Source organism: Kitasatospora sp. NPDC059722 (assembly GCF_042733235.1).
Taxonomy (GTDB): domain Bacteria; phylum Actinomycetota; class Actinomycetes; order Streptomycetales; family Streptomycetaceae; genus Kitasatospora.
Genome location: NZ_JBHWGD010000001.1, coordinates 103,094 through 119,516, shown reverse-complemented (window position 1 = coordinate 119,516; position 16,423 = coordinate 103,094). Strand labels below are relative to the sequence as shown.

General features: G+C 74.3%; 10 protein-coding genes. 5 read left to right on the top strand and 5 right to left on the bottom strand.

Annotation, left to right across the window (positions count from 1 at the left end; translation table 11 throughout):
• Positions 1–10: 10 nt before the first annotated feature.
• Positions 11–3,055, bottom strand: coding sequence for an AAA family ATPase (locus ACFV4F_RS00505; protein WP_380499870.1), 3,045 nt, complete (start codon positions 3,053–3,055; stop codon positions 11–13).
• The gene (locus ACFV4F_RS00500) at positions 3,052–4,221 is read right to left on the bottom strand and encodes an exonuclease SbcCD subunit D (RefSeq protein ID WP_380499868.1); all 1,170 of its coding nucleotides are present in this window, start codon (positions 4,219–4,221) and stop codon (positions 3,052–3,054) included. Before ACFV4F_RS00500 ends, ACFV4F_RS00505 begins: the two co-directional genes overlap by 4 nt.
• A gap of 528 nt (positions 4,222–4,749) precedes the next feature.
• Here ACFV4F_RS00500 and ACFV4F_RS00495 point away from each other — a divergent pair.
• From ACFV4F_RS00495 to ACFV4F_RS00485, 3 genes are all read left to right on the top strand, one after another.
• The gene (locus ACFV4F_RS00495; protein ID WP_380499866.1) at positions 4,750–5,739 is read left to right on the top strand and encodes a hypothetical protein; all 990 of its coding nucleotides are present in this window, start codon (positions 4,750–4,752) and stop codon (positions 5,737–5,739) included.
• A 208-nt stretch (positions 5,740–5,947) separates the two neighbouring features.
• The gene (locus ACFV4F_RS00490) at positions 5,948–6,568 is read left to right on the top strand and encodes a hypothetical protein (RefSeq protein WP_380437170.1); all 621 of its coding nucleotides are present in this window, start codon (positions 5,948–5,950) and stop codon (positions 6,566–6,568) included.
• Positions 6,569–6,970: 402 nt separating this feature from the next.
• Positions 6,971–7,747: an SGNH/GDSL hydrolase family protein gene (locus ACFV4F_RS00485; protein WP_380499998.1), complete on the top strand. Its 777-nt coding sequence runs from the start codon at positions 6,971–6,973 to the stop codon at positions 7,745–7,747.
• Positions 7,748–7,932: 185 nt separating this feature from the next.
• On the opposite strand, the gene ACFV4F_RS00480 is transcribed toward ACFV4F_RS00485, so the two are convergent.
• The 3 genes from ACFV4F_RS00480 to ACFV4F_RS00470 form a co-directional block, all read right to left on the bottom strand.
• Complete coding sequence (locus ACFV4F_RS00480) at positions 7,933–8,793, bottom strand: nitroreductase/quinone reductase family protein (RefSeq protein WP_380499864.1); 861 nt, start codon at positions 8,791–8,793, stop codon at positions 7,933–7,935.
• Positions 8,794–9,128: 335 nt separating this feature from the next.
• Positions 9,129–10,295: a polysaccharide deacetylase family protein gene (locus ACFV4F_RS00475; RefSeq protein WP_380499862.1), complete on the bottom strand. Its 1,167-nt coding sequence runs from the start codon at positions 10,293–10,295 to the stop codon at positions 9,129–9,131.
• A 303-nt stretch (positions 10,296–10,598) separates the two neighbouring features.
• A complete protein-coding gene (locus ACFV4F_RS00470) occupies positions 10,599–12,425 on the bottom strand; it encodes an AMP-dependent synthetase/ligase (protein ID WP_380437164.1) in 1,827 nt (608 codons plus the stop codon).
• 430 nt (positions 12,426–12,855) lie between these two features.
• Here ACFV4F_RS00470 and ACFV4F_RS00465 point away from each other — a divergent pair, with 430 nt between their 5' ends.
• Positions 12,856–15,996: a nitrate- and nitrite sensing domain-containing protein gene (locus ACFV4F_RS00465; RefSeq protein ID WP_380499860.1), complete on the top strand. Its 3,141-nt coding sequence runs from the start codon at positions 12,856–12,858 to the stop codon at positions 15,994–15,996.
• Positions 15,993–16,415 carry a roadblock/LC7 domain-containing protein gene (locus ACFV4F_RS00460; protein WP_380437774.1) on the top strand — a complete coding sequence of 141 codons (423 nt, stop codon included), beginning with the start codon at positions 15,993–15,995 and terminating at the stop codon, positions 16,413–16,415. Before ACFV4F_RS00465 ends, ACFV4F_RS00460 begins: the two co-directional genes overlap by 4 nt.
• Positions 16,416–16,423: the final 8 nt, after the last annotated feature.

Genomic DNA, 16,423 nt, shown 5'->3' with positions numbered 1-16,423 from the left:
CGGGCGCGTCTCAGGCGTCCTCCCGCCCGGCCAGAGCGAGGGTCGATCCGTGCCGCCCCTTGTGGACCAGCAACTGGGCCGGGATGCGGGTGCGCAGGTCGGCGACGTGGCTGACGATGCCGACGGCCCGGTCACGTTCGCGCAGCCCGTCGAGCACGTCCATGACCTCCTCCAGCGTCTGCTCGTCCAGGGTGCCGAAGCCCTCGTCGATGAAGAGCGTGTCCAGTGGCATGCCGCCCGCCTCGTCGGTGACGACGTCGGCGAGGCCGAGGGCGAGGGCGAGCGAGGCGAAGAAGCTCTCGCCGCCGGAGAGGGTCGCGGTGTCGCGCTCGGTGCCGGTCCAGGCGTCGACGACGCGCAGGGCGAGCCCCGAGCGCTTGTTGCCGGTGCCGCGGTCGTCGCTGTGGACGAGGGTGTAGCGGCCCCCCGACATCCGGACGAGCCGGTCGCTCGCTGCCGCCGCGACCTGCTCCAGCCGCGCCGCCAGGACGTACGACTCCAGGCGCATCCGCAGCCGGTTCTCGGTGGAGGTGCCTGCGGCGAGCGCGGCGAGCCGGTTGATCCGCTCGAACCGGACCAGTGCAGGCGCCAGTTCCTCCGCCAGGGCGGCGAGTTGCGCGCCGATGGCGGCCAGCGCAGTGCGGCGCTCGCTGGCCGCGGCCTGGGCGGCGTGGGCGTGGCGCAGTCGTGTCGTAGCGGTGTCGAGTGCGGCCTGGGCGGCGGGCAGGTCGGCGTCCGGGCGCTCCGCGGCCGTGGCGAGCTCGGGCAGCGCGAGCTCGCGTTCGACGGAGGCGAGTTCGGCGCGCTGCCGGTCCAGCCGGGCCTCCAGCTGCTCGCGCTGTCCGCGGGGGAGCATGACGGCGAGTGCGTCGTCGGCGCTGGGGAACCCGGCCGCGGCGGCGGCCTTGGCGAGTTCGTCCTCGGCGTCGGCCAGCCGGGCCGCCGCCTCCGCGCGGGCGCGGACCGCCGTGGCCGCCGCCGCGACGCCGTCGGCGAGCCGGGCGAGGGCTGCGGCCCGTTCGGCGACGGAGGCGGCCTCGCCCCGGGCGGCGGCCACCCGGGCGGCGAGCTCCCGCTGTTCGGTGCCGAGGGCCTGGAGGCGGTCGGTGAGGACGGCGCCGTGCTCGCGGGCCCCGCGCAGTTCGTCGTGGCGGCGGGCGCGGTCGTCGGTGAGCCGGCCGATCTCCCGCTCGACCCGGCCGAGCGCCTCGGCGGCCCGCAGCGCCTCGTGATGCTCGCGGTCCAGCGTGGCGAGGGCGTCGGCGACGGTTCGGGCGTCGTCCGGTCCGGCCGCTCCGGCGGCTGTCGCCTCGCGGACCCGCAGCGCGGTGAGGGCCTGGTCGGCGTCGGTCGCGGCCTGCTCGGCGGCGCTTTGGGCGGCGCGGGCCCGGTCCTCGTCGGCCGCGCTGACGCGCTCGCCGGGAGCGGCCAGGGCGGGTTCCGGGTGCTCGGCCGAGCCGCAGACCCGGCAGGCCTCGCCGGTCCGCAGCTGCTCGGCCAACTCGGCCGCCATGCCCACGAGTCGGCGCTCGCGGAGGTCCTGGCTGTACTCGCGGGCGTCCAGGGCGGCTTCGCGCAGCGCGTGCGCGCGCGGTTCGGCGGCGGAGATCTCGGTCCGCAGGTCGTCGCGTTCCCGGGCCGCCTTCAGTCGGGCGGCCACCTCGACGCGCTTTCCGTCCAGTTGCTCGACGCGGGCGCCGGCCTCGCGGGCCGCCGTCTGCTCCGCCTGGAGGCGGACCAGCCGGCCGTCGAACTCGGCCAGCCAGTCCTCGGCCTCCTCGGCGAGGTCCTCGGCGCGGAGCCGCTCCTCGTCGGCGGCCCGCTGCTCGCGGGCGAGTTCGACACAGTGCCGCTCGTCGGCCCTGGCGGCCTCCAGGCGGACCACCTCGGCCCGCAACCGCCTTTCGGTATCGGCCAGTTCGGCGGCGTCGGCCTCGCCGAGCCCCATGGTCGCGGGTTCGCGGACGTCTCCGGTCAGCGCGGCCCGGTGCCGGTGCTCGGCCTCCTGCGCGCGGCCGTGCGCCTCGGCGGCGTGCTCGCGCAGGCGCAGCGCCGACTCCACGCCGACGGCCGCCTGCGCCGCCGCCAGCCGCTGCCGGTCGCGCGCCGCCTCCGGTTCGAGCCCGGCGAGCCGCTCCGCCCGTTGGCGGGCCTGCCGGTGGCGCTGCTGGCGTCCGGACAGTTCCTCGGCGGCCTCCCGCTCGCGCTGGGCCTCCACGTGGGCCGCCTCGGCGCCCGCGAGGGTGGCGTCCGCGACGGCCTGCTGCTCGGCCGCCCCGGCGCGCAGGATCGCCGCCCACCCGAGCACGCCCGCCGTGAGGTCGGCGCGGTCGTCGTCGGCGGGCACCCAGCCGTCGGCCGCTTCGGCGCCGGGCCCCGCCGCCTGCTCGGCCTTGCTCGCGAGGTCGCGCAGCCGGCGCCGGCCGGCCTGGACGGCTGCCTCCTGGGAGCGCCGCTGCTCCGCCAGCCACGCCTCGACGTGCTGGAACCGCTCGGTGTCGAACAGCCGGCGCAGCAGCTTGCCGCGTTCCTCCGAATCCGCCCTGAGAAAGCGCGCGAAGTCCCCCTGAGGCAGCAGGACGACCTGGCAGAACTGGTCGCGGTTCATGCCGACGAGCCGGTGGATCTCCTCGCCGGCCTCCTGGTGCGACTTGCTGAGCGCCCGCCAGCCCGGGGTGCCGTCGCCGGTGTCCGCCGCCCATTCGCGCAGCAGGGTCTGCGCCCGCTCGACGGTCGTGCCGGTGCCGACCTTCTTCGGCCGCCGCTGCTCCGGGAGCCGGGTGATCTGCAGGCGCCGCCCGCCGATCGTCAGCTCCAGCCGGACCTCGGTGAGGCGGTGCGGGTCGGCGTGGTCGCTGCGCAGGCGGTTGGCCCGGCGACTGCCGGGCACGTCGCCGTAGAGGGCGAAGCAGACCGCGTCCAGCACGCTGCTCTTGCCCGCACCGGTCGAGCCGCGCAGGAGGAACAGCCCGCCGGCGGCGAGCGCGTCGAAGTCCACCGTCTCGGCGCCCGCGAAGGGGCCGAAGGCGGTCACGGTGAGCCGGTGCAGCCTCATCGGGGCAGGTCCGCCTTCCGCTCGGCGCTCTCCCGCACGCTCTCGAACCCGGCCTGCAGCCAGTCGAGTTCGTCCTCGTCCGGATCGGAGCCCGGGCGCACGTGCCGCAGGAAGCCCTCCGCGATCTCCAGGTCGGCCCGCCCGCCGACCCGGGCCGCGTACGACTGCGAGGGCTCCGCCGGCGTCTCCTCGGGGTCGAACAGCAGCTGAAGGGTGTGCGGGAAGCGGCGGCGCAGGCGCTCCATCGGCTCGCTCGGGCGGGCCGCGTCGGTCAGGGTGGCCTGCACCCACGACTGCTCGTCCTTCGCGTACTTCTCGTCGGTGAGCAGGGCGTCGAGCGTGTCGCGCAAGGGGGCCAGGGGGCGCGGCCGCGGGCAGTCCACGTGCTCGGCGGTGACGGAACCGTTGGCGCCGAGGTCGACCAGCCACATCGTCTTGCGCTGCCTGGCCTCGGAGAAGGAGTAGGCGAGCGGGGAACCGCTGTAGCGCAGGTGCGGCGCGAGCGTCTGGCAGCCGTGCAGATGGCCGAGCGCGGCGTAGTGCACGCCGTCGAAGACCGAGGCGGGCACGGCCGCGACGCCGCCGACCGCGATGTCGCGCTCGCTGTCGCTCGGCGTGCCGCCGGTGACGAAGGCGTGCGCCAGGACCACCGCGCGCGTGCCCGCCGGCCGGGTGGCGAGGTCCTCCCGGACCCGGTCCATCGCGGCGCCGAGCACGGCCGCGTGCCCGCCGCGCTCCAGCCCGAAGCCCTCGCGCACGAGCGTCGGCTCCAGGTACGGCAGCCCGTAGACGGCCACCGGGCCGTGCTCGTCCGCCAGCAGTACGGGGTCGGCGCACTCGCCCGGATCGGTGCGCAGGTGGATCCCGGCGCGGCCGATCAGCCCCGCGCCGACGCCGAGACGGCGCGCCGAGTCGTGGTTGCCGCTGATGAACACCGTCGGCACGCCGAGCGCGGCCAGCCGGTGCAGCACGTCGTCGAACAGCGCGACCGCCTCCAGACCGGGCAGTGCCCGGTCGTACACGTCCCCGGCGACCAGCACGGCGTCGACGCGTTGCTCCTCGACGACCGCCACCAGGTGGTCGAGGAACGCGCGCTGGGCGTCGTGGAGGCTCTCCCGGTGGAACGAGCGCCCCAGGTGCCAGTCGGAGGTATGCAGCAGTCGCATGGTCCCCGACCCTAACCTCCGGCACCGACAATCCCGGCCGGAACCGTGGACCCGGGCACCCCGGGGCGGTGCGACCGGGCGGGCACGTCCGATTGTCAGTGACGGTGTGTATGTTCCTCGTCGCGGACGGTCGCGTCCGTGGCCGGTCGGCGTGGCCGGCCGGAAGCACTTCGGGTGGGTCGGGGAGAGGAGCACGGCATGTCGGTGCGGGTTCTGGTGTCGGGGATGGTCCGCGGGCGGTGCTCGCGGTCGCTCGTGGAGACGCTCGCGGGAGCGTGTGGTGCATGGAGGGCGCGCGGGCAGTCACGAGCGCGCCCGTCGGCGGCGCGGTGGAACCGCCCCGGTGGGGACGGGCCCCGGGCGGGCGGACCTCGCTGGAGCGGGCCACGGGCGAACGCGCCGGGGCGTGGCGGCGCCGGGCCCGGCGGGGTAGGTGGCGGGCGTCCGCCGGGCGGTGGGGCCGGCGGTGGTGGAGCCGGGGCCCGAGGGAAGCGGCGGCGTGGCCTGGCGCGTGGGGCGCCGCCGCCGGTGCCGGTGGCCCTGGCGGTCCCGGCGCGGGCCGCGGACTTCACCGGGCTGGCCGGGCACGGCCTGTTCGGCGGCCTCACGCACCGGGAGTACCTGCGGCTGACGGAAGACCTGCTGCGCGGGCTGCGCCGGCAGGGGGTGGAGGTGCACCTGCGGGTCATGGAGGCCGAGGACTACGCGGACTACTGCGACGCCTTCGGCCTCGACCCGGCCACGCCCGCCGCCCGGGTCGCGTACGCGGGCGACCCCGAGCTGGCCGGCGAACCCTTCGTCTACGCGGGGGAGCCGCTGGCCGAGCTGGTCCCGCTGTTGCTGGAGGACCACCGGGCCAGGGTGCGGATGTCCTTCGCCTGCGCCGTCCTCCTGGGGGCGGTCGGCGACGACGACGCGGGGCAGCGGCACCTCGTGGCGGTCATGGAGTACGCCACGACGGTGTTCGTGGCGCTGGCCGAGGGCGCGGGGGAGGGGTTCCACCTCCTGACGCTGCGCTTCCACGGCCCGGAGGACGGCGAGCAGCTCACCGCGGCGGCCGAGCTGTGCGTCGAGGCGGGCATGCTCTTCCCGGGCGGCCGGGACACGGAGGCGTTCTGCGTGACGCTGGCGGCGGGCGTGGCCGTCGCGGGCGGCGGCGCGCTGCTGCTGCACGGCGACGCCGGGCCCGAGGGGCCGCCGGTGCGGGGCTGGGCGCTGGTGCGTGGACGGCTGCGGCCGATGAGCGCCCACGAGGTGTTCGACGAGCTGGCCGACACGATCGGGCGGGGCGTGCCGTTCCCGCCCGGGGTGCTCCCGCGGCCCGGTTTCCCCCTGCCGTCCTTCCCGGGGCGCGCGGCGCCGTGGGAAGGGCCCGACGACGGCGGTGCGGGCGGAGCGGAGCCCGCCGGCGGTGGCTCGCCGGGGAACGGTTCGCCCGGCGATCGTTCGGCCGGGGACGGCCGGGCCGGGGAGCGTCCGGACGACGCCTCCGAGGGCGGAGGTGAGCCGCTGTCCTGACCAGGGCTTTTCGTCCTCCGCGTCCACCAAGCGGAGCTGGGGACTGTTCATCGACCGCCTGTTCGGGGAAGATTTCGGGGAAGATCAACAGCTGGAGCGCGCGGCACCCCACGCCGCCGCTTCCGCCGCTCCGCCCCGTACCGCGCTCCGCAGGTCCGCCCCGCGCCCCGTCGGTCCCGGCCGAGCCCGACACCGAAAGGGGGGACGCATGAGCCGGATCGAGTACAGCGCGGAGGTCGCCGAGCTGCTCGGCAAGGTGCGCCGGCGTCCCTCCGCGGGGTGGCCCTGGCGGCCGGGTGAGCAGGTGCCCGAGGGGCTGCCGGTCAAGCAGTCGTGGGGGTGGCTCTTCGCCCCCGACGGCCGGGTGCTGACCCTGGTCAACCCCCGGGACGGCATCTGCTCGCTGCCCGGCGGCTCGCTCGAACCGGAGGACGCGGGCGACCCGGCCTCCGCCCTGGCCCGGGAAGCCGCCGAGGAGGCCCAGGCCGTCATCGGGCAGCCGTACTACCTCGGCTACCTCTACGACCGGGTGGGCTCCGCCAACGGCGGGAACGAGTGCGCCCGGGTGCGGATGGCCGCGGCGCTGCGGGCGGTCGGCCCGAGCACGGCCGACCCGGCGTCCGGCCGGCACTACCGGCGCCTGCTCGTCGCCCCCGGGCTCGCGGTCGAGCTGCTGGGTTGGGGCGAGCCCGGACTGCGCCAGGCGAGGGCGGCCGTCGCGTGCGCCGTCCGGTGGCTCGGCGTGCCCGCGGCCGCGAACGAGACGATCGAGGAACTGCCACTGGAGGGCTGCGAGGTCTTCCCGGGCACCGTCTATTCGAAGCACTGACGTTCGCCGTCCGCCACCTGCCACGCGCGGTGGAAGGGCGCGGCTGAGCGAGCCGTCGTTGGCATCACGCAACGCACCTCTCGGAATCCCTCTCTGAGCACCTCTCAACGCTCCGATCGACGCGTTGCTCAAGCCTGCACTCAAGCCCGCGCTCAAGCCCGCGCTCAAGCGTGCGCTTAAGGCCGGCCAAAGCGCGTCCCTCGGCGCCCGCCTGGTGCGTACACGCGCGCACCGGCGCTGAACAGCGCCAATACGCGCTCTGTGAAGAGGCGTTCACTCCAGCGTTGTCAGACTGACCGTCAATATCCTTGGCATGAGCGCTTCCCGAGCTTGCTACCGCCTGGTATCAAATCTGTGACCCACATCACGCCAGGAGGTTTCATGCTGCGCCCCACCCGTGCCATGGCCGCCACCGCGATAGCGGCCCTCCTCACGCTCACCACGTTCTTCGCAGCCACGTCCGCGAGCGCGGACGCCGTCAACTACGTCGCCCTCGGGGACTCGTACTCCGCGGGTGTCGGTTCCGGGAACTATCTCGGCGACAGCGGCAGCTGCAAGCGGAGCGCCAACGCCTATCCGTACCTGTGGCAGAGTGCCAACTCGCCGTCCTCCTTCAGTTTCGTCGCCTGCTCGGGGGCGAGAACCGGAGACGTCCTCAACAGCCAGGTCTCTGCCCTGAGTTCCTCGACCACGCTGGTCAGCATCACCATCGGCGGCAACGACGCCGGCTTCGCCAGCACCATGCAGACCTGTGTGCTCAGCTCCGAGAGCTCCTGCCTCAGCTCGGTCTCGGCCGGTGAGGCCTACGCCCAGAACACCCTGCCCGCCCAGCTCGACCGGGTCTACTCGACGATCCACGCCAAGGCGCCCAACGCGCACGTCGTGGTCCTCGGGTACCCGCACCTGTACGAGATCGGCGGCAGCTGCATCTTCGGCATCGGCGACACCAAGCGGTCCGCCATCAACGAGGCCGCCGACGTGCTCGACGGCGTCATCGCCAAGCGTGCCGCGAACGCCGGCTTCACCTTCGCCGACGTGCGGGACATCTTCAGCGGGCACGAGATCTGCGGCTCGCTGGACACCTGGCTCCACAGCACCACGTGGCCCATCGACGAGAGCTACCACCCGAACTCCTCGGGCCAGGCCTACGGGTACCTGCCGGTCTTCTCGCAGTCGTGACGGCCGACGGCTGACGGCCTGCAAGCGACAGATAACAGATGACAGATAACAGATTTCGAAATCTGTTATCTGTCATCTGTTCGTCCGCTCCTGTCCCCGCCACTCCCGAGTAACGGCCGGCGCTCACCTAACCGCCAGCGCTCACCCAACCGCCGGCGCCCACCCGGCAGCCGGCGCCCGGCCCCTCAGCGCATCGGTGGGAACGGAATCCCGGCGAGCGCCGGTAGCAGCTCGGCCTCCTCGTACGCGAGGTGGGCCTCCAGCTCGGCGGCCATCCGGTCCACCTCGGCCCGCAGCCGCTCCGGCTCCTCGACCTCGATCCCGGCCAGCAGGGCGACCAGCTCCTCCTCGATCCGCCCGATGGCCCGGTGCTGCTCGCCCAAGAGGTCCAGCGTCTCGGCAAGTTCGGGATGGCTGCGCGCCAGTGCCGGGAAGATCGCTCCGTCCTCGCCGCGATGGTGGTGCGTCAGCCCCTCGCAGAACGCCAGGCAGTGCTGCCGAAGTTGGAGCCCGAGGCTCGCCCTCCGCCCCGCGGCGTGCGCCTGCGCTTCCTCGCGGACGTACCGCAGTTGCGCGCGCAGCCAGGTGTGCGCCTCCAGGAGCTTGTCGGCGAGGTTGCGCACCTCCCGTGTGGGCGTTTCGGGCCGTTCCAGGACGACGACCGGCAACTCCCGCCCCGCATGGGCCTGGTAGTCGCCGTATCCCGGCGCGACCCGCACGGCGGCAGCGAACAGCTGCTCCCGCCGCGCCCCTTCCGCCGGCACCGCGATCACGTCGAACGCCTCCGTGCCGAGCTCGACCCGGACGACGGGATGGGCGAGCAGGTTGCGGTACCACTGCGGATCGTCCGGGGCCCCGCCCGCCGACGCGACGACGACGAGTTCCCCCTCCTCCCGGACGTACCCCAGCGGAACGGTGTGTGGCCGCCCCGATCGGGCCCCGGTGGTGGTGAGGAGCAGTAGGTCGCCGCCCTCGAACGGCCCGCCGACCTTCCCGCCGTTGGCGCGGAACTCGTCAATGACACTCTGGTTGAACGAAATAGGCATACGTGTGTGGTGAAGTCTCCGAACGAGTAAAGGAGTCAAGGCCACACGCGAGTGCCGCGAAGCACACGCGTACGCGGACACCACGGGTGGCCGCGTACGTCAGGTCAGGGGAGCGGAGAAAGTCCTCATCGCGCATCGTCCCTCGGAGTAAGGTGTCGGCTCGGCTGTCGGCCGGCCCACTTCTCTGTGGCCGACGCCGCGCTGCACGCCTCCATTAGAGCCATGCCGCGATCGCCCTGTCAACGAGCAAGATCGGCAGGCGAGTCGAGTGACGGCGCCGCCCCTCCTCGGGTGGAGACCGGGTACGAGAGGGGCGGCGGCGCGCTTCCCATGGGTCAGTGCAGGTAGTCGATCAGCCCGGCGGGCTTGAGGCCGGCGGCCTGGGCGGCGGCGAGTGCGCGCGGGAGGTCGGTGGCGAGGGTGTCGGTCCAGTGCATCAGGACGACGTCGCCGGGCTGCAGGGTGCCGGGGTGCCAGATGTTGGAGGCGCCCCAGCTGAAGTCGGCGTCGGCGGTGAGGACGGTGCGCATGCCGCAGTTGGCCGCCGCCTGCAGGGTGTCGGCGTTCCAGGCGAAGTAGGGCGGGCGGAAGACGGTCGGGGCCGTGCCGAAGGCGCGGGTCATGGCGTCGCGGGCGTCGCAGATCTCGACCTGCTGCTGGGCGAGGGTGAGCGTGGTGGGGTCGGTGTGCGAGACGCTGTGGTCCTGGATGGAGGAGCCGGGCACGGCGGTGACGCGCTGGAAGAAGCCGGGGTCGGTGCCGGCGGGCATCGGCAGCGGGAAGGCCGTGATCGGCAGGTGGTTGTCGGCGATGAACTTCTCCGCCTCGGGGGTGCGCGTCCAACCGTCGTCGACGGTGAAGAAGACCACCTTGTCGGTGGTGGGCACGGACCCGAGGGGCGTGGCCGGGGCGGGTGCGGGGCCGTCGACGTGCACGTCGTCGACCGAGAACGGGCCCTCCTGGTACCAGCCGTGGACGTAGAGCCGGATGCTGCGCGCGTTCGGACCGGTCGTGAACCGGGTGGTGAGCTGCTGCCAGCCGCCGCCGGTGGTCTCGGTCCAGGCGGGGGCGACGTCGTGGCCGGTGCCGGTGGCGCCCAGGTAGACGAAGCTGCCGCGTACCCAGGCGGAGGCCGTGTACGTGGTGTTGGGCTGGACGGAGACGGTCTGGGCGCACTCGCTGGTGGAGTCCGCGTTCGCCGGCGTGACGGTCAGCGCGGAGGTGCCCGCGTGCGGGGCGGTGGTGGTGACGGCCGCCTCGGCCGGACCGCCCGTGCAGGTCCAGCCGGCGATGGCGCCCCAGTCGGACAGGTTGGGCGCGGGCAGCTCGAAGCCGGGGTTGGTGGCCAGGTTGACGATGGGGGCGGTGGCCGCGGAAGGGGAGTCGGTGGCGGAGGGCGCGGCCGTCGCCATGGGAGCGGCGGCGGTCACGAGCGCCACGGACGCCGCCAGTGCGGACAGGCGCGTGGACATGTGCGCGGACAGACGTGTGGACAGGGACACTGAAGACTCCTGCGTGTGGGGGAAGCACGCCCGTGGGGAGGGCGTGACGGAAGCGGTGGCCGTCGAGACGCCGAAGCGTCGAACTGTGGAAACGTCGAACCGTGGAAACGCTGAACCGTCGAAAGCTGGAACCGTCGTACCGGGGCGCTCCCCGAGGGGCGGGAGCGGGAGGTGGTGCGCCGCACTCTGACCGAGGAGAAACAATGGACTGGACCAATCGGTCCGTCAAGGGAATCCCGTCGAACGGCTCCGCCAACCGTCCCCGAATCAACTACAGGGCTGCAAACCGGACAAGACGGCACGTCAGGGGACGTACAGTTCCTCGATGTCCGCCGCGTAGTGCTCCGCGATCGCCGCCCGTCGCAGCTTCAGCGACGGGGTGAGCAGCCCCTGCTCCAGGCCGAACTCCCGTGGCAGCAGCCGGAACGCGCGGATCGACTCGGCTCGCGACACCGCCGTGTTCGCCGCCGCCACCGCGCGCTGGATCTCGGCGTGCAGCTGCTCGTCCGCGAGCACCGCCCACGGGTCCAGCAGCTCCCGTCCGTTCGTGCGCAGCCAGTGTGCCAGGGCGGCCGGGTCGAGCGTGATCAGCGCGGCGATGTACGGGCGGTCGTCGCCGACCACCAGGCACTGGGAGACGAGCGGGTGCGCCGACACCCGTTCCTCCAGCGCGGCGGGGGCGAGGTTCTTGCCGCTGCTGGTGACGATGAGGTCCTTCTTGCGGCCGGTGATGGTGAGGTACCCGTCCTCGTCGAGGTGGCCGAGGTCCCCGGTGGCGAACCAGCCGTCCTGCAGCGACTCAGCGGTGCAGCGCGGGTGGTTGAGGTACCCGCCGAACACGGACCCGCCACGCACCCACACCTCGCCGTCGTCCGCGATCGCCACCGAGGCGCCGGGGATCGGCCGGCCGACCGTGCCGAGCTTCTGCCGCCCGGTCGGGTTGGCGGTGATCGCGGCGGAGGTCTCGGTCAGCCCGTAGCCCTCGTACAGTTGGAAGCCGGCGCCGGCGAAGAACAGCGCGAGTTCGCGGCGCAGCGACGAGCCGCCGCACACGATGCTGCGCGCCCTGCCGCCGAGGACGGCGCGCAGCCGCGGGTAGAGCGTCTGCTCGTAGGCGAGGTGGCGCAGGCGCAGCCGGGGGTTCGGCCCTGGGCCGCGGCCGAAGAGCTTCTGCTCCCTGGCCGCCGCCCAGTCGACGGCCACCTGCCGTGCCTGCTCGAAGAGTTCGCCGCGTCCGGCGTCCTCGGCGGTGCGCCGGGCCTGCTGGAAGATCTTTTCGAAGACGTACGGGACGGCGTGCAGGAAGGTGGGCCGGAAGGAGGCCAGGGCGGGCAGCAGGGCGTCGGTGGAGACCTCGGGGACGTGGCCGATCCGGAATCCGCCGCGCATCGCCGCGACCTGCACGGCCCGCCCGTAGACGTGCGCGAGCGGCAGGAAGAGCAGGGTGGAGGGCTGGCGGCCGGAGGGGTCCTGGAAGACGTCGCTCCAGCCACCGAGCAGGGCGTCGGCCTCGGCGGCCAGGTTGGCGTGGGTGATCAGGCAGCCCTTGGGGCGTCCGGTGGTGCCGGAGGTGTAGACGACGGTGGCGATGTTCGAGGCGGCGACGCCGAGGCGCTGGCGGTGCACGAGGGCGTCGGGCACGCCGAGCCCGTCCTCGGTGATCGCGCCGACGCAGTCGCGGTCGAGCTGCCAGATGCCGCTGAGGTCGGGCAGGGCGTCGCAGACCGCGCCGACGGTCATCGCGGCGTCCTCGTCCTCGACCAGGCAGGCGACCGACTGGGTCTCGGCGAGGATCCAGCGCACCTGCTCGGGCGCGGCGGTGGGGTAGACGGGGACGGTGATCGCGCCGATCGACCAGAGCGCGTAGTCGAAGAGCGTCCACTCGTAGCGGGTGCGGGACATCAGGGCGACCCGGTCGCCGTAACGCACGCCCCGGGTGAGCAGGCCCTTGGCGAGGGCGAGGACCTCGTCGCGGAACTCGCGGGCGGTGACGTCCCGCCATGCGCCGTCGGCGGTGCGCAGGGCCAGCTGGGGGAGGGCGGGGGTGCGTTCCGCGGTGTCGTAGAGCGAGTCGGCGAGTCCTCCGGCGGCCTCGGGTGCGGCCAGGGCCGGGGTGGTGAACTCGCGCACGTTCCTCCCCGGTTCGCGTCCTCCGGCGCTCGCCCGCGTCCCGCTCGCGGCTGCCGTGGAGCCGAAACTATCGGATCGTCCCGCGGCTGCCCAGGGTTGTGTCGGTGACGCGACGAGATCGGCACAAGGGCGTACGGAAAGTGCCGTACCTCCGTACGGAGAGCGTCGTACGCGGGTGCGACCGAGGGCCGTGCCCGGACGGTGGGGGCCGCCGCCGTCCTGACGTGTGCGGGGCAAGTGAAGACGAGAAGGATTTCGGCCCTCGAACGAGTGGTCAGGGCGTAGTAGGCTCTCGCAGACCTGTGGCCGGGCCCCCGGCCAGGCCCGATCCGTACCCGACCCCCGAACCGGGCTCCCCACCGCCCGTGTGCTCGCCCCGCTCCGCCCACCCTCCCCCTTCCGCGCCTGGCACTTCCCGACCGAGGACTCCATGCGTCTGCGTAGCAGCTCGATCCGCGCGAAGATCATCGCGCTGCTCCTGGTGCCCATCGTCGCGCTCACCGCCCTGTGGGTGTACGCGACCATCGCCACCACCGGAGACGTCTGGAACCAGCTGGAGCTCAGCCGTACGTACAAGGAGTTCGGCGCCCCCGCCGACCAGTACGCCACCGACCTGCAGAACGAGCGCCGCGCCGCCGTCCAGCGCCTCGCCGACCCGGGCTCGCGCGCCGCCCGCGACGCCTACGACCGCGCCAAGGCCGACACCGACCGCGACCTCGGCGTCCTGCGTGACAAGAAGGAACGCATCGGCGGCAGGCTCTCCACCGCCCAGCGCGGGCGCCTCCTGCAGATCCTCGCCGCCGCCGACCAGATGGTCCCGCTGCGCGCCCAGGTGAGCCGCTCGGCGCTCAACTGGGAGTTCGCGCTCGACCAGTACAGCGACCTGGTCAAGCCGGTGTTCGGCTTCCGCTCCGCGTTCGTCGCCCAGCAGAGCGGCCAACTCCCGCGCCAGGGCACGATCCTGATCGAGCTCGTACGCGCCCGCGAGTACCTGGCCCAGGAGGACGCGGCGATGGAGGGCCTGCGCACCGGCACCGCCCGGCCCACCGCCGAGCAGTACCAGACCGCGCTGGACGCCCTGCACAACCAGCAGGCGCTGTACACCGTCTACATCGCCGAGCTCGAACCCGCCGACCAGGCCGACTACATCGCCCTGCGCGGCGGCGACACGTGGGCCGCGCTGGTGCGCGCCGAGGCCGACTTCGTCGGCGCCGGCGGCCCCGCCAACGTCGCGCAGGCCATCAACGGCGACTCCTGGCGGGAGACCGCCGACCGTGCCCTCGGCGACCTCGCCGCCGTCAACTCCCGCATCGCCGACGGCATGGCCGAGCGCGAACAGTCGTATGCGACCGGCCTGTTGTGGCGCGGCGGGATCGCCGGCGCGGCCGGCCTGGTCGCCATCGTGCTGACGGTGCTCATCTCCTTCCGGATCGGCCGCGGCCTCGCCCGCGAGCTGATCGGCCTGCGCAACGCCGCCAACGAGCTCGCCACCACCCGCCTGCCCGCCGTCATGCGGCGGCTGCGCCGCGGCGAGGCCGTGGACGTGGCCGCCGAGGCGCCGGAACTGCGGTTCGGGCAGGCCGAGATCGGCCAGGTCGGCCAGGCGTTCAACGCCGTGCAGCGGGCCGCCGTCGAGGCCGCCGTCGAGCAGGCCGACCTGCGCCGCGGCGTCTCGGCCGTCTTCGTCAACCTCGCCCGGCGCAGCCAGGTGCTGCTGCACCGCCAGCTGACCCTGCTGGACACCATGGAGCGCCGCACCGAGGACCCTGCGGAGCTGGAGGACCTGTTCAAGGTCGACCACCTCACCACTCGCATGCGCCGTCACGCCGAGGGCCTGATCATCCTGGCCGGCGGCTCGCCGGGGCGCGCCTGGCGCAAGCCGGTGCGGATGGTGGACGTCGTGCGCGCGGCGGTCGGCGAGGTCGAGGACTACGCCCGCGTGACGGTCCGCCCGTTCCCCGGCACCGGACTGCTCGGCAGCGCCGTCGCCGACGTGACCCACCTGATCGCCGAACTCGTCGAGAACGCCGCGGTGTTCTCCCCGCCGAACACCCAGGTCACCGTCCAGGGCGAGGTCGTGGCGCACGGCTTCGCGCTGGAGATCGACGACCGCGGGCTCGGGCTGAGCGGGCCGGCGCTCGCCGAGATCAACGAACGCCTCGCCGTGGAGCAGGAGTTCGACCTCGCCGACACCGACCGACTGGGCCTGTTCGTGGTCAGCCGGTTGGCCCGGCGGCACGGCATCCGGGTGCACCTTCGGCCCTCGCCGTACGGCGGGACGACGGCCGTCGTGCTCGTGCCGCGCGAGCTGCTCGCGGAGGCACCGGACGGGCCGGCCGAGCCCTCGCAGGCGGGGCGGCGTCCGGTGGCGACGGCCCGGCGCGGCCAGCGGGACCTCGTGGCGGTGCCGGGAGGCGCGGCCACGGCGACGTCCTCCGAGGTGTCCCCGGCGGTGTCCTCCGAGGTGCCCTCGGTGGTGCCCGGTCCGGCTCCGGGTGACGGAGCGCCGGGTGCTGCTGCGAGCGCTGCGAGAGGCTCCACGGGCGGGAAGCACCGCGTCACCGGCGGGCCGCGGCCGTCCGCGGCCGAACCGGCCCGGACGCCGGGCGGGCTGCCGCGGCGGGCGTCGCGGACGAAGGGCGGGCCGGTGCTCGTCCCGCCGCCGGGTTCGGAGGGCCGCGGTTCGACGGGCGGCTCGGCAGGTGGTCCGGCAGGTGGTCCGGACGGCGGCTCGGAGGGCACCGGGCGCCACCGCCGGGCGGAGATCCTGCCCGCCGTGGGTGCGGCGGCTGCCGGGCCTGCGGACGTCGCGGTCGGTGATGTGGTTCCGGAGGCTCGGGCGGTTCCGGTGGACCTGGATGCCCTGGCGGCTCCGGCGGCCCCGACGGTCTTGGGGGAGCAGCCGGCCGCCGGTGCGCGGACCCCGGGCGGACTGCCCCGGCGGGTGCGGCAGGCGAACCTCGCGCCGCAGCTCAAGCAGCAGATGAAGGAACGTCTCCGCGGCGGGCGCGCCGAGGACGCGCGACCGTCCGAGGACCCGGTCGTCCGGGCGGCACAGGAGGCCGAGCGGGCCGCCCGGGAGGCCGAGCGCGCGCGGGAGCGGTCGCCGGAGGAGGCGCGGGCCACGTTCGCGTCGTTCCAGCGCGGGTTCACCCGGGGTCGCGGCGCCACCAGTCAGTCGGCGGCCGCGTCGTCGTCGGCCGCATCGCCGTCGGGCCCGACGAGCCCGTCGCCGACGCCCGAAGGCCGGCCCGCCGTCACGTCCGTCCCGGTCTGGCAGCCGCCGGGTACCTCCCGGCGGGCGATCAGTCCGGCGCCCGCCCCGGCGGCCCTCCCCGCGCCGCCCGACGGCAGCCGGGCGCCGCTCGCCCGGCGCCCACCGGCGGGCCCGCCGGTCCGCCTGGTACCGCCGGCCGGTCCCCTGGGTCCCTCCGGCCCCTCCGGCCCCTCCCGTTCCGGTGCACCCGGGACGGACGCGCAGACACCACCAGCACGACCGGAACGACCAGTACGACCGGTTCGACCAGCACCACCCGTAACGCCCGCTCCAGCGGAAGGAACTGATTCATGACCATCTCGACCCAGCCGTCCGGGGACCTCAACTGGCTCCTGGACGACCTGGTGGGACGCGTCGCGGCCCTGCGGCACGCGGTGATCCTCTCCAGCGACGGCCTGGCCACCGGCGCCTCCCGCGGTCTCGAACGCGAGGACGCCGAGCACCTCGCCGCCGTCGCGGCCGGCTTCCACAGCCTCGCCAAGGGCGCCGGCGGGCACTTCAAGGTCGGTGGGGTCCGCCAGACCATGGTCGAGCTCGACGAGGCGTTCCTGTTCATCACGGCGGCCGGCGACGGCAGCTGCCTGGCCGTGCTGAGCGAGGCCGAGGCGGACATCGGCCAGATCGCCTACGAGATGGCCCTGCTGGTCAAGCGGGTCGGCGAGCACATGGCCGCCGAGCCGCGCACCGAAGCCGCGCTGCCGCCGGGGAGATGATCGGTTCG

Bases quoted from the DNA above. Each gene is read 5' to 3' on its own strand.
- ACFV4F_RS00505 (WP_380499870.1), bottom strand. From the start codon at position 3,055: ATGAGGCTGCACCGGCTCACCGTGACCGCCTTCGGCCCCTTCGCGGGC.
- ACFV4F_RS00490 (WP_380437170.1), top strand. From the start codon at position 5,948: ATGAGCCGGATCGAGTACAGCGCGGAGGTCGCCGAGCTGCTCGGCAAG.
- ACFV4F_RS00460 (WP_380437774.1), top strand. From the start codon at position 15,993: ATGACCATCTCGACCCAGCCGTCCGGGGACCTCAACTGGCTCCTGGAC.
- ACFV4F_RS00480 (WP_380499864.1), bottom strand. From the start codon at position 8,793: ATGCCTATTTCGTTCAACCAGAGTGTCATTGACGAGTTCCGCGCCAAC.
- ACFV4F_RS00485 (WP_380499998.1), top strand. From the start codon at position 6,971: ATGGCCGCCACCGCGATAGCGGCCCTCCTCACGCTCACCACGTTCTTC.
- ACFV4F_RS00465 (WP_380499860.1), top strand. From the start codon at position 12,856: ATGCGTCTGCGTAGCAGCTCGATCCGCGCGAAGATCATCGCGCTGCTC.
- ACFV4F_RS00500 (WP_380499868.1), bottom strand. From the start codon at position 4,221: ATGCGACTGCTGCATACCTCCGACTGGCACCTGGGGCGCTCGTTCCAC.